12 protein-coding genes are annotated in these 13,522 nt (G+C 60.9%); 6 read left to right on the top strand and 6 right to left on the bottom strand.

What is annotated here, in order from left to right; translation table 11 throughout:
* The first annotated feature begins 197 nt into the window (after positions 1-197).
* On the top strand, positions 198-1,007 hold the full coding sequence (locus M2427_RS21690; RefSeq protein ID WP_280708677.1) for a tetratricopeptide repeat protein: 810 nt from the start codon (positions 198-200) through the stop codon (positions 1,005-1,007).
* 44 nt (positions 1,008-1,051) lie between these two features.
* On the opposite strand, the gene M2427_RS21695 is transcribed toward M2427_RS21690, so the two are convergent.
* The 6 genes from M2427_RS21695 to M2427_RS21720 all read right to left on the bottom strand — a co-directional run bounded on the left by M2427_RS21695 (position 1,052) and on the right by M2427_RS21720 (position 8,944).
* A complete protein-coding gene (locus tag M2427_RS21695; RefSeq protein WP_280708678.1) occupies positions 1,052-1,375 on the bottom strand; it encodes a DUF3240 family protein in 324 nt (107 codons plus the stop codon).
* Positions 1,372-4,449 carry a CusA/CzcA family heavy metal efflux RND transporter gene (locus tag M2427_RS21700; RefSeq protein WP_280708679.1) on the bottom strand — a complete coding sequence of 1,026 codons (3,078 nt, stop codon included), beginning with the start codon at positions 4,447-4,449 and terminating at the stop codon, positions 1,372-1,374. The genes M2427_RS21695 and M2427_RS21700 overlap by 4 nt, the downstream gene beginning before the upstream one ends.
* A 2-nt stretch (positions 4,450-4,451) precedes the next feature.
* Positions 4,452-5,576 (bottom strand): efflux RND transporter periplasmic adaptor subunit, encoded by a 1,125-nt coding sequence (locus M2427_RS21705; RefSeq protein ID WP_280708681.1) that lies wholly within the window; start codon positions 5,574-5,576, stop codon positions 4,452-4,454.
* 1,042 nt (positions 5,577-6,618) lie between these two features.
* The gene (locus M2427_RS21710; RefSeq protein ID WP_280708682.1) at positions 6,619-8,004 is read right to left on the bottom strand and encodes a HAMP domain-containing sensor histidine kinase; all 1,386 of its coding nucleotides are present in this window, start codon (positions 8,002-8,004) and stop codon (positions 6,619-6,621) included.
* Positions 8,001-8,663: a response regulator transcription factor gene (locus M2427_RS21715; RefSeq protein ID WP_280708683.1), complete on the bottom strand. Its 663-nt coding sequence runs from the start codon at positions 8,661-8,663 to the stop codon at positions 8,001-8,003. The genes M2427_RS21710 and M2427_RS21715 overlap by 4 nt, the downstream gene beginning before the upstream one ends.
* Positions 8,663-8,944 carry a PepSY domain-containing protein gene (locus M2427_RS21720; protein WP_348521939.1) on the bottom strand — a complete coding sequence of 94 codons (282 nt, stop codon included), beginning with the start codon at positions 8,942-8,944 and terminating at the stop codon, positions 8,663-8,665. Before M2427_RS21720 ends, M2427_RS21715 begins: the two co-directional genes overlap by 1 nt.
* Positions 8,945-9,121: 177 nt before the next feature.
* Here M2427_RS21720 and M2427_RS21725 point away from each other — a divergent pair, with 177 nt between their 5' ends.
* The 5 genes from M2427_RS21725 (at position 9,122) to M2427_RS21745 (ending at position 13,481) form a co-directional block, all read left to right on the top strand.
* Positions 9,122-9,394 (top strand): PepSY domain-containing protein, encoded by a 273-nt coding sequence (locus tag M2427_RS21725; RefSeq protein ID WP_280708686.1) that lies wholly within the window; start codon positions 9,122-9,124, stop codon positions 9,392-9,394.
* Positions 9,395-9,404: 10 nt separating this feature from the next.
* Positions 9,405-9,971, top strand: coding sequence for a cytochrome b/b6 domain-containing protein (locus M2427_RS21730; protein WP_280708687.1), 567 nt, complete (start codon positions 9,405-9,407; stop codon positions 9,969-9,971).
* A gap of 40 nt (positions 9,972-10,011) precedes the next feature.
* On the top strand, positions 10,012-10,707 hold the full coding sequence (locus tag M2427_RS21735; protein ID WP_280708688.1) for a VIT1/CCC1 transporter family protein: 696 nt from the start codon (positions 10,012-10,014) through the stop codon (positions 10,705-10,707).
* A 363-nt stretch (positions 10,708-11,070) separates the two neighbouring features.
* Positions 11,071-11,334, top strand: a complete 264-nt coding sequence (locus tag M2427_RS21740) for a hypothetical protein (RefSeq protein ID WP_280708690.1) — start codon at positions 11,071-11,073, stop codon at positions 11,332-11,334.
* Between the two features lie 104 nt (positions 11,335-11,438).
* Entirely contained in the window at positions 11,439-13,481 is a 2,043-nt protein-coding gene (locus M2427_RS21745; protein WP_280708691.1) for a carbohydrate porin, read from the top strand.
* The last annotated feature ends 41 nt before the right edge of the window (positions 13,482-13,522 follow it).

The raw sequence follows: 13,522 nt of genomic DNA on the forward strand, positions 1-13,522 counted from the left end.
GATCTCAAGCGATCCGCGCCTTGCGCGCGCTATGGGAAGTGCCGATGTCGGCCTGAGTCCTTGCGCCGGCCAACGGCCCTCGCACGTCGCGCTTCACGTTTAGACGCCTGCGCCGAGGTGGACTGCGCTAGGCCTGCCATGTGCGCGTCCGAAATTCGTTGGTCGCTTCTAACAGTGCAGGCGGATGGTGATGCCCGATGTTGACTGACAAAATCCAGTTGATCCATGTCAGTAAAATGTCAGCCATCAAAGCCCATATATTGACCAACACCAAAATCAACGAGACAGGACCCGATTTGCCGTCTGGTTCTACCAAAGGTCCCCGTCGTAAAGTGGCTAGAGTGCAGGCAATGACAGAACCGCTCGCAAGAGTTGCGGCCGGCGCAACGCTCAGAGCAGGCCTGACAGGCGCAGCGATGACTGCAATGCTGGTCGCGTATTGCACCTCGCCAGCTTCAGCCCTGAGCGAAGAAGACTGGGATTCTTGCGCGCGTTCCGCTGAGCTATTGTCTGATCGCCCTATCCGGGGATGCACGGCGGTGATTACCGCAGGGGAGCGGATTCTCGCCCAATTGGTCGCAGCTTACAATAATCGTGGCCTTGCGTTCAGGGCGAGAGGGGATCTGGACCGCGCCGTAGAGGACTATGATAAGGCCATCAGCCTCATGCCCGACCACTATGTCGCCATCAACAATCGCGGCGTGGCGTTGATGGCCAAGGGCGAGTTAGACCGCGCTATCACGGATTTTGATCAGGCAATTCGACTGAAATCGGACTACCTCGCAGCGTTTGGTGCTCGAGCAGCGGCTTATAGCCGCAAAGGCCTGTTCGACCGCGCTATCGCCGACCTCGACGTTGTCATCAAAGCAGATCCGAAAAATCAGGTTCTCATCCGCGAGCGCGGAACGATGAAGGCAAAAATCGGCGACGGGGTCGGTGCGGAAGCGGATTTTCGTCGAGCAGAGGCCCTTGTCTCCGGCAGTACGGCTCCAGTCCGCCCGAAATGACAACGCCCCCGGTTTGATACGAAAGGTCGAGGGATCGGGAAACTTCACCGATAGGGGACGTCGATCACGCCAAATTCCGAAACCGGCACGATCCAATAGACGATCCTGGATCCCACGAAGGCCGCCTTCAGTCGTTCGAGCAACTCAGCCGCGGCTTGTGCCTCAAGGATCGTCCGCACGATCAACTCGTCTGCATGTCCTTTGACCCGCTCGGCTGATGTCTGCAATCGAACATCGGGACCGTGTCCCGCAGCGTCCGATGCGGTGAAACCGGAAACAAGATCGCGTTGTTCGCTAAGGTAGTCGAACAACTCGTCCCGGAGTGATCGGCCGGCGATCAGCGTGAGGCAGACAAATTCGGCACTCATTTGGTACCCTTCACAATGCCACCAAACCGGCGATAGAGGATTGGCAGAAGAATGAGCGTCAAAGCCGTGGACGACAACAGGCCGCCGATCACCACGATCGCGAGAGGCCGCTGGATCTCTGATCCCGGACCGGTCGCAAACAACAAAGGGATCAAGCCCAAAGCCGTGATGCTCGCCGTCATCAGGACCGGCCTGAGCCTGCGCTGGGCGCCGTCGATGACAATGCGCCCCTCCGGCACACCATGAGCGCGTAGCTGGTTGAAATAGGAGACCAGCACGACGCCGTTGAGCACCGCAATTCCAAGCAATGCAATGAACCCGACGGACGCCGGGACCGAAAGGTATTCGCCGGTAAATACCAGCGCAAAGACGCCGCCAATCACAGCAAACGGGATATTGACCAGGACCAACAACGCTTGTCGGATCGAACCGAAGGTCGTGAACAGCAGCACAAAGATCAGCCCGATCGCCACCGGCACCACGATCGAGAGGCGCGCGGCCGCACGTTGCTGATTCTCGAACTGACCGCCCCAGGTAAGTCTGTAACCCTGCGGCAAGGGCAGCTCCGTGGCGACCTTCTGCCGGGCCGCTTCGACAAACCCGACCATGTCGCGGCCGCGAACGTTGGCCCGCACTACGCTCATTCGGTTCCCGTTCTCGCGATTGACCAGGACGGGACCGTCCACCCGTTGAATCCGGGCCACTTGCGAGAGGGCCACATGCTGACCCGAGGCAAGGGTTAGCGGCAGGCTTGCGAGGAGCGTGGGTGCTTCACGTGTGGTTTCGCTGCCACGCACGAGGATGGGGGTGCGGCGTCCTTCTTCCAGCACCGTTCCGATCGTACGTCCTTCGATCTGGGTGCGCAGAGAATTCGAGATGGCGTCCACCGTCAGGCCGAGCCGCCCCGCCTCCATCCGATTCACAGCGACCGTGTAATATTGGGCACCCTCGTTGAGTGTGGTGTAGACATCCTCAGCGCCGTCGATGCTGGACAAAATGACGGATAGCTTACTCGCGATCTCATTGAGCTTGCCGATATCAGCTCCAAAGATTTTCACCGCGACATCGCCGCGGACGCCGCTGATCATTTCCTGCACGCGCATGTCGATCGGCTGTGTAAAGCTGAGCGACAGCCCCGGGAAATTGCCGAGCACTTGCCGCAACTCTTCAATCAGGGCAGATTTGTCGATTGTCTTCCGCTCTTCTGCGGGCTTCAGCACCAAGAATGTGTCGGTCTGGTTAGGTCCCATCGGGTCAAGCCCGAGCTCGTCGGACCCGGTTCGGGCCACGATGCTCTTGACGTCAGGGACTTTCGCGAGGATAGCCGACTGAAGTTTGGCATTGATCGCAATCATTTCATCGAGATTGATCGATGGCAGAGCCTCGACGCTGACGATGATGTCGCCCTCGTCCATCGTCGGCATAAACGTCTTGCCGAGCAAGGTGTAGGCATAGCCGGCAGCAATGAGGGCCGCTATCGCCGCGATGATTACCTTGCGCTCATTGTTCAGAGCCCAAGCAAGTGCAGGCGCATAAAGCCGCGACGCGATCCGGATCAGCCACGGTTCGTGGTGCGACGTGCTCTTGAGGAGAAACGAAGTAGCCACGGGGATGACCGTGAGCGCCAAGAGCAGCGAGCCGCCGAGCGCAAAGATAATCGCGAGCGCAACAGGGATGAATAACTTCCCTTCGAGCCCCTCCAGCGTCAGCAGCGGCACGAATACGATCATGATAATCAGCACGCCCGAGGCGACCGGCTGAAGCACCTCGGAGACAGAGCGGTAGATGATATGGACTAGCGGGGTAGCCTTGCCCTGCGGTTCCTTGCTAAGATTTCCCACGACGTTCTCGACAACCACCACCAGCGCGTCGATCAGCATGCCGATAGCGATGGCAAGGCCGCCCAAGCTCATCAGGTTTGCAGACATGCCGACTATGCGCATGACAATAAGGGCGATCACGATCGCGAGCGGCAGGCATAGGGCGATCACCAGAGAGGCTCGCCAGTTGCCGAGAAATAGCAGGAGGAGAACGACGACAAGGACGGTTGCTTCGCCAAGCGCACGGATAACCGTGCCAACCGCGCGGTCAACCAGCCGGCCACGGTCGTAGAAGACCTGGATACTGACACTTTGAGGGAGTGATTGCTTAATCTCGTCGAGGCGCGCCTGCACGTCTGCCACGAGTTGACGCGCGTTGGCGCCTCGCAGACCAAGCACGAGGCCTTCGACCGTTTCGCCGTGACCATCGGCCGTGACAGCGCCGTACCGTGTCAGCGCCCCTAACTGGACGCGGGCAATATCCTTGACCCGGATCGGAACCCCATCTTTGGTATCGACGACGATTTGCCTGATGTCGTCAATGGTCCGAATGCTGCCTTCTATACGCACAAGAGCGCTGTCTTCGCCCTGATTGACACGGCCCGCGCCGTCATTGCGGCTGTTCATCTCGATCGCGCGCCGAAACATCTCGTAGGAAATGCCGCGAGCCGCAAGCGCGTCGCTGAGCGGGACAATTTCAAAAGCCCGGACATGGCCACCGAGCGCATTGACGTCGGCCACTCCGGGCACTGTCCGCAGCGCCGGACGGATTACCCAATCGAGCAGACTTCGCCGCTCGGCCAGCGAGAGCTCCGCACTTTCGATGGTGAACATGAACATTTCACCGAGTGGACTGGTAATCGGAGCGAGTCCGCCGGTCACCCCCTCTGGAAAATCGCGACTGATATTGGCCAGGCGCTCGGACACTTGGTTCCGCGCCCAGTAGATGTCAGTCCCATCCTCGAAATCGACTGTGACGTCTGCAAGTGCGTATTTTGTGGTCGAGCGCAGAATTTTCTTGTTTGGCAGCCCGAGCAATTCGAGCTCGATCGGAACCGTGACTCTCTGTTCCACTTCCTCCGGCGTGAGACCCGGTGCCTTCATGATCACTTTGACCTGGACCGGCGACACATCCGGGAAAGCGTCGATTGGAAGACTAGGCAACAAGACCAGACCAGCGCCGATCAGCAGAAGTACGCCAAGAGCAACGAACAGCCGCTGCGAAAGCGCAAATGCGACAAGACGCTCGAGCACGACTAACCCGCCCCCAACTTCAGCAATATTCCCCGCAGCGCCGAAATTCCGCTGGTCGCCACTTCGTCCTTGTCGGTGATAGCACCGGAGACCACGACATGGTCCTGATCCTCCTCGAGCAGAGTGACCGGCAGCAGACGGAAACCGGCTTGCGTTGCCACGAAGACCGACGCCTGCTCGCCGCGCCGGATCAGCGCGCTATAAGGAAGTTCCCAAGCGCTTTCCCGTCTGGAAGCGAAGGAGATTCGAGCAGCAGCAGTTTGTCCTGGTCGCAAATCGCCTGAATTCGGCACCTCTGCGCGGACGAGCACGGTTTGCGTGGCCGGATCGGTCGTTTCAGAAACCAGCACCACCTGGCCTGGAGTATCGTAGCCGTCAACCTCAACCGTCGCGCCTTGTCGAATGGCTTTGATGTTTGACGCGGGAACGGCGATCTCGACCCAAAGTGGAGAAAGCTGTGCAAGCTTAATCAGCGGTGCGGATTGCTCCAACCGCTGGCCGGGTGACACGGCGATATCGATGACTGTCGCCGGCCGCGGCGCGGCGACCGAAAGGGTCGCGCTGATCGCTGCCTCGCTGGTCAGTCTCGAGATTGACTCGTCCGAAAGGCCGCTGAGGCGAAGCACCTGCCGACGCTCCGCGACTGCAATGCTTGCCTGTCGAGCTTCCGCTTGGCTGGACTCCAGGACTCGTTGTGCGACCGCATTGCCTTGAAACAGCTGAGTATTGCGGTTGAGTTGCTGAGTAGCCAGGACCTCCTGGGCGACGGCGTGCAAATAGTCTCGCTGCTGCGACACGAAACTCGGGCTCTCCATAGTCGCGAGCGCCTGTCTCGCAATAACGCGGTCGCCCCGTGCCACTGAAAGGTTGGTCAACATGCCGGCCACAGGGGCGCTAACCATCCACAATTGTGGAGTAGGAATGACGATCTGAGCCGGATAAGGCAGCGTCTTGTCGGTCGGACTCGCAACGGGATGAGCCACGCGAATGCCAAGGCTGGTGGCCTGCTCTGCGCTGAGTTTCAATTGATCTTCAGCCCAAGATTTAGATGGCAGAGCAAGTAGCGCGACCGCAATCATGACGCGCGTCGGGTTCAGCCATTTTGACGCCGGTGAACTCAGATACATTGCGAAGATTCCATTCCAACACCGAAGCGGGCAATTCGGGTGTGGTGATCAATTATTGCCGCTCTGTCGATCAGAGGCGGAATCCCATCAGTCCCGCCCGTCCGATATAACGGGTTCACAGAGTGGAGCGCTTCCGCGCGGCTGAACTATGCTGCGCCCTCACTGACCGGAAGCTGTTGATCCATGTCAGCAAATTGTAAGGTTGGATCGGCAATTATGATTTTGCCAATCGCGCCTGCGCGGTGGTGGTCAGATGCGTAGGAGACCCACCATGCTGCTGAAGAGCCTCGTTCTCGCGGCCACAGTGTTCGCACCTTGCCTGATAGGTTTACCCCCATCTGCCTCGGCACGAGGGAGTACAGCGCAAGATCCATGGAATCCAGCGCACCTAGCTAACCTACCGCCGGAGATACGACTTCAGGTGCGAAAGTGGGAGGGTATGTGTGGAGCCCCGATCGCTGCGGCACGAGGATTTGCCCTTTACCTCACAACGCCCAGCACTCACTTCGTCGCTCTTCACTTCGACGATTTCCAATGCCGCAACAGAGAGGCTGTCTGCGATGTATCTGGGTGCTTGCACGAGGTGTACGTGGCGGTCCGAGGGCGATATCGGAAAGTACTGGCCTTGCGGGCTCCCGACGTCCGATTAGTGCGTGAATCAGACGCAGCTCTTCTGGAGATACAGGACCGCTCAGGCAGCGCACCGCGAATTCTCCGCTGGAACGGGTCTCGCTTCGTGGCCCAAGCCCGGACAGTGAGCGATACGTCCAGCATTCGCGCTTTGTGAGAGCGGTTATGGAGCCGAAATGGTACATCTCTTTCGAGCCGGCCATCCGCGAAAGGGACCGCATCTATCGGCGCGAAACCAGGACTTTTCCCAGTGAAGCTGACGCGAAGGCATTTGCGCGGATGATCCTGGATCGCGCACTTCGCATTTCCGCTGGGACAATCAATCCCGTCAAGCCAAAACGGGTGATTGGATCCAAGCGAGGACTATCCGAGTGGCTGTCCGGGAGCTGATCGAGCGCATGGTCAGCTGGTGCTACCCTTGGAACCTCAAGGGCATCGCGCTCACGCCCGGATACTGCGGAGCGATCGTCGCCTTCAACCCACCGAGGTCCGATCGCGAGAGTTCCAATCCCCACTCGTACGCGTCGAGGACGTCTTGGACGATCGCAAGACCGAGGCCTGCGGCTCCTCCTCGCTCATCGAGGCGGGCACCACGCTCGATCACGCGCGATAGGTAGATCGGCGCGATCCCCTCGCCGTCGTCTTCGATGACGAGTGATGACCGGTCGTTGTTGGCGGAGATGCGGACAAATCCGGCAGCATGTCGAGCACCATTCTCGATGAGATTGCCAAGTACCTCGGCGAGGTCGGTCCTATCGATCGGAAGACAAAGATCTTGTACGACGAGGTTCTCGAATTTCACGCGCCCGCCTTCGGGAGTTCGCGCCAGCGTCGCCACGATAGACTCCACGAGCGGTTTCACGACCGCGGACGTTGCTGCGCCGCCCCTGGTGCGTCCGCGAGCCCTTGCACGTGCGAGTTCGCGGTCGACATGGCGACCCATGGTTTCGCCCACTGCCTCAATGTCGCTCGCGATGACGCGCTCGCCCCGTTCCCGCAGACGCGAGGCGTCTGCTGCAAGAGCAGCAAGAGGCGTCTTCAGCCCATGCGCCAAGTCCGCGGCACGACCGCGGGACCGTTCGATTTCGTGCTCCTGCGCATCGATTAGTGCGTTGACTTCCTCGACGAGAGGAAGGACCTCCGTCGGGACCGAGGACGGCAAATGCCTGACCCGACCAGCTCGGATTTCTGCAATTCCGCGCCGCAACGCAACAAGTGGATGCAGGCCGACGCCGACCTGGACCCACGTTGCAACTACCAGCACGCAGCCAAGCAGGGCAAGCGCGATCGAAAGATCCTGGGTGAACGCCGAGGTCGCCACCGATACTCTTGCTAGATCCTCGGCGACGGCAAGCCGGACGGTCACCGGCGTCCCGTCTGCGGAGAGCGTGATGGCGCGCTCGGCTACTAGCACCCGTTGCCCGCCAGGCCCTGCCGCTTCGTGCTGGTGGGTTTCGCCGGGTGAGAGCCGATCGGCCGGAAGTTCAACGGCGGACTCCCACAGCGAGCGCGAACGAAGCAACTGCCCATGATCGTCGCCGACCTGCCAGTAGAGCCCTGAAAGAGGATCGCCGAATCGCGGATCGACAGGTGGCTGCATCAACACCAGCTTCCCCTGAGGATCGACATCGATGTTCGAGAGAAGCTGCTTCAGATGGACGTCCAACTCCAAAGCCAGAGTGCGCGAGACATGGCGTTCGAAGAGGACGATGAGCGCAGCGCCGGACACCGCAAGCGCGATCAGGATCGCGACGATCCCACCCGCCACAAGTCGCAGCCTGAGCGAATGCCGATTCATGCGGGGGCCTCCGGCATCAGATAGCCGAACCCGCGCCGCGTCTCGATTGCATCGGCGCCGAGCTTCTTGCGCACGCGGCCGACCAGCACCTCGAGCGTATTTGAGTCGTGGTCTTCACCGTGACCATAGACATTCTCGTCGATCTCCTGCTGCGAGACGACCCGCCCGCGATTCCGGAGAAGATGAGCGACCAACCTGTACTCGAGCGGCGAAAGCGCGATCGGCACGCCACGGCGGGTCACCTTCATTTGCCTCTCATCCAGCGTAATCTCGCCCGCGGTCATGACTGACGAACCGTGCCCCGCCGATCGCCGTACAATAGACCGCAGCCGCGCCAGCAACTCCTCCATCCGGAACGGCTTCGGCAAGTAGTCATCGGCGCCGGCGTCTATGCCATCCACCCGCTCGGCCCAACTTCCCCGCGCGGTAAGGATGAGGACCGGCATGTGGCGGCCGTTGGCGCGCCAGCGTTTCAAAACCGCGAGACCGTCCATGCCTGGCAGACCTAGATCGAGTATGATGGCTCCGTAGTCCTCCGTATCGCCGAGGAACCAGGCTTCCTCGCCGTTCGCAACGGTTTCGACCACATAAGACCCTTCGAGCGTTCTCGCGACATCGGACGCGATCCGCGAGTCATCTTCGACGACAAGCACGCGCATCACTTCTCCTTAATTCGTTCGACCTCGCCGGTGCGGGCATCAACGTGGATGACGAACAACCGCCCGTTTTCGTCAACCAAGCGGAATTCGTACATCCAAGCTCCGGCTTCACGTTCCAGCTTCACGCCGACGACCTCGCCGGGAAGCTTCCCTTTCACCACATTCAGAATTTCGACGAGCGTGCGAATCTCGCCAGCCGCGACTGCTCGTCGCGCGTCATCGTGGTCGCGCGCGAACGCCGACAGCCCGCCCGCGCTCAAAAGTGCGACCGCGAGGATCAAGGTACAAGCTCGAGCCCGGCCAAAATCCATGGAGCAACTCGTCATCCGAAGGATATGGATGGCAGATATCACATGACAAATCGCTGACTTGGCTCAACAGGCGTCGGTCAGGCCACTTCTGGCAGGTTGCCCGCAACGTCGGCGCATGGTGCCGCTGGCGACCGTCAGGAGATGATTATGCGCAAGATCGCCATTTTTGCCGTCGCCGCAGTGACCTTCGGGGCGGCGTCCGCACAGGCCGGCAGCCTCGGCAAACCGTGCACGTCCGCCCCCGAAGCCCAGTGGCTGCCGATGGCCCAGTTGCAGGCCAAGGTCGAGGCCCAAGGCTACAAGGTCCAGAAAGCCAAGCTCAAAAACGCCTGCGGCGAACTCTATACGCTCGACAAGAACGGCAACCGTGTCGAGCTCTTCGTGGACCCGACCAACGGCCAGATCATCGGCCAGATGTAAGGGCTCGCACATGAGAACCATGAGCAACACGATCGGAGCCGGCGGCGCGATGCCGCCGGCCACGGTCAAGGTCTGGGATCCGTTCGTCCGGATCTTCCACTGGTCGCTGGCGAGCCTGTTCGTTCTGGCCTACGCCACCGGCGATGAGATCGAGCGGGTGCATGTCGCAGCCGGCTACGCCATCGCCGGCCTCCTCGCTATCCGCATCGTCTGGGGCTTCGTCGGCCCGCGACATGCGCGCTTTTCGAACTTCGTTCGTCCCCCGCGCGAGGTGCTCGCATATCTTCGTGATGTCGCGATGCTCAGAGCTCGCCGATACCTAGGGCACAACCCGGCGGGCGGTGCCATGATCGTCGCACTCCTCGTCGCGCTGGTCGGCACGTGCGCGACGGGGTACATGATGACGACGGATGCCTACTGGGGCTCCAAGCTGATCGAACACGTCCACGAATTCATGGCCAACCTGACCGTCGGCCTGGTCGTGGCGCATGTCCTCGGCGTGCTCATCGCGAGCTTCGAGCATCGCGAGAACCTGGTGGCCTCCATGATCTCCGGCCGCAAGAGATCTGCTGATTAGGCGGCTCTCTTCAAATCCAACCGCAATCAGGAGCGTCCCTGTGCCAGCCACCCCTCACGTAGAAAAGCACTTCACCGCCTCCGAAAGCGTCCGCGACGTCGTGATTGGGATGGCCGACGGCTTGACGGTGCCGTTCGCGCTGGCGGCCGGTCTCTCGGCCGCCGTCACCAGCACGGGCGTGATTGTCACCGCCGGCTTGGCCGAGGTTGTCGCCGGCGCCATCGCGATGGGCCTCGGCGGGTATCTCGCTGCGCGCACCGACGCAGAACACTATGCTGCCGAGGAGCAGCGCGAGCACCATGAAATCGATCAACTTCGCGAGCGGGAGATCGAAGAGGTGGAACAGATTTTCCGCGAGTATGGCCTCCAAGGAGATGCACTGAAGTCCGTCGTCGGTGCGGTCGCCTCAAACCGGCAGCGATGGGTCGACTTCATGATGCGCTTCGAACTTGGGCTGGAGCGACCCGATCCGAAGCGCGCGCCGATCAGCGCCGCCACGATCGGAGGGTCCTATGTAGTGGGCGGTCTGATTCCGCTCGTGCCCTACATGTTCACCCAGAACATCGGGACAGCCTTACAGATCTCGGTGGCTGCGACCGGCGTGGCCCTACTCTGCTTCGGAGCGGTCAAAGGCCACTTCACCGGAGTCAACAAGCTCAAGTCGGCGTTGCAAACTCTGCTGGTTGGCGGATTGGCCGCCGGAGCCGCGTACTGGCTCGCGCACCTTTTTGGGTAAGCGCGTATCTGCAGGCATTCAGAATGAGACGGGGCATCGTTCAATTCGATTGCGGTAGATTGTTCATCTCCAAAAGGACGCACTCCGATTTGAGATCCCGTCGGCGATTTCTGCTTGACAGTCGCGTGGAGCGGGAGCATTCGGACCACATGACCTCGGAGTTCCGAGCTCATTTCAAACCGACCGAAACGAGAAATGGACAGCTACCCTAGTCGCTGTCCGGTGAAGCCGAGCCGGCTTCGTCGGACACCAACCCAATCAACTGGGACTGCTCCCGGCGTTACCCGCCGGGCGAGCACGCGCCGGGCCTAGCGTCCTGTCTGCTCGCCTTCCGGGACCGTCGGGCCGGTCCGGAGGTGAGCCATGAGCATCAACAACATCGTCTTTCTTCGCAGCAATGTAGCCGCGCCCGCCCTCTCCAGGGGTCGGGCGAGTTTTGTCATGCAGGATCGCCTGCTTGAACATCGCCGCCGCGCCGATGCGCCGCGGACGACAAATCGTGTCGTGCCGATCATGGTCTGGCACACCAACCCGGTGAGCAAGCGCCCGGAATGCCGCTGGGTGGTAGAACGAGCCGCAACTGACGAGGACGTCAGTTGCGGCGCTACCTCGCGTCGCGCCGCCTAGCCCGTCTCTTTCTCCACATCTGGAAACTGAACCTGCCGCACCAAGCTGCACAATCCATCGACCGCTGCTTCAATGGCGGTCTTGAATAGGGCAGGTACACGAAAATGAAGCGGATACGTCTCACAAGCGCAGTCGTTAGCCTGGCCCTTGCCGGGTCGAGCGCAGCGAGCGCGGTCGAGTCTTACCCGATCAAAGCTGCAAAGCCAGACGCGGCGGAATGGACAGGCTTCTATCTTGGCGGTCATTTCGGGTACGCTAGCGGCTGGTCTAACTGGACCGCGAACGACGGCTTGTCCGCTGTGAGCGGGTCGGCCGGCCTGTTCAATTCCTACGACGCCTTCAAAGGCACCGGCAGCTACCTGTTCGGCCTGCAGGGCGGCTACAATCTGATGCTGCCGTCACGCCTCGTGATGGGATTCGAGGCTGACTTTTCCGCCCCCAACACGATCGCGGGAGAACAGACCGTAGCATCCGTCTCCGGCGGCACCGCTAGCTATCGCGACACCGTCCTCGGGATGGGGACAGCACGCGGCAGGCTCGGCTATGCCTTCGATCACTGGCTGCTCTATGGAACGGCGGGCTTTGCCTGGTCCCATGACAGGCTGGAGCGCACGCAGCTTGCGGGCACGCCGCTGGTTCGCAACGCGGCCATCGGCACGGTCGACACAGCGTTGACATGGCGTCTTGGCTGGGTCGCCGGCATCGGGGCAGAAGTGCCGATCGCACCGCACTGGACGGCCAAGGCCGAATTCCTGGCGACGGAGTTCGGCGATCATCGCAAGAGCCTCGCCGCCTCGGCGGAGGAGCTGAACTCCAATCTCTCGGTCCAACGCGTTCAGGTCGGGCTCAACTATCAGCTTGGTCCCGATCCCGCGCACACTGACTTCGCCGCCAAAGGCATCGCACCTGCGGAGACCGACAATTTTGCCGTGCACGGGCAGACGACGATCGTCACCCAATATGCGCTGCCATTTCGCGCGCCTTATGCCGGCCAGAACAGCCTCTCGCCCAATCAGGTCCGGGAGACCTTCGATGCCGACCTCTTCGTCGGCTTCCGTCCATGGGACGGCGGCGAGATCTGGATCAATCCTGAGATCGACCAGGGCTTCGGTCTGAACGGCACGTTCGGTATCGCGGGCTTCCCGAGCGCGGAAGCTTACAAGGTCGGCGCCACCTATCCCTATGCGCGGATTCCGCGCGCGTTTCTCCGGCAAACGATCGACCTCGGCGGCGACGTGCAGAAGACGGAATCCGGGCTTATGCAGTTCGCGGGCTCTCAGACCAGCGATCGCCTCGTGCTCACCGTCGGCAAATTCAGCGTCGTCGACATCTTCGACTCCAATAAATATGCGCACGACCCGCGCGGCGACTTCCTCAACTGGACTTTGGTCAACACCGGCGCATTCGACTATGCGGCCGATGCATGGGCCTTCACCTATGGCGCCGCAGCCGAGTGGTACACGGGACCGTGGACCTTCCGCGCCGGCGTGTTCGACGGCCCGCTTGTGCCGAACAGCACGAATCTGGACCCGGCCTTTGGTCAATTCCAGATGGTTGGCGAGGTCGAGCGACGCTACGAACTCTTGGCGCAGCCCGGCAAGATTGCCGTAACCGGCTATCTGACGCGCGCACGGATGGGAAATTTCCAGGACGCCGTCGACCTCGCCAATCTGACCGGCGCCGCGCCGGACCTCTCGCTCGTGCGTACCTACACGAGCAAGCTCGGAATTGCCGGCAACATCGAGCAGCAGATCATGCCCGGTGTCGGCCTCTTTGCACGTGCTGGTTACACGCCCGGCAGGCTGGAAGCGTACGCATTTACCGATGCAGATGCGACACTCGCAGGCGGCGCCTCGATTTCGGGAAAATTCTGGAACAGGCCGAACGACACGCTCGGAATAGCAGGCATTCGCAACATGATTTCCACGACGCACCAAGCCTATTTCGCGGCGGGTGGTTACAGCGCGCTGATCGGCGACGGGCAGCTTCCGCATCCGGGCGCAGAGAAAATCGTGGAAGTATATTACACGCTTCCCATCGCGACCTGGATGCTCACCTTCGACTATCAGTTCATCGACAATCCCGCCTACAATCGCGATCGCGGACCGGTCTCGATCGTCGCCACGCGCTTGCACGCGCAGTTCTGATCTTTGTTCACGCAAGGCCGCGGCTTTCTGACAGGATTCAT

It is taken from the genome of Bradyrhizobium sp. BR13661 (assembly GCF_029892425.1).
Lineage (GTDB): Bacteria > Pseudomonadota > Alphaproteobacteria > Rhizobiales > Xanthobacteraceae > Bradyrhizobium.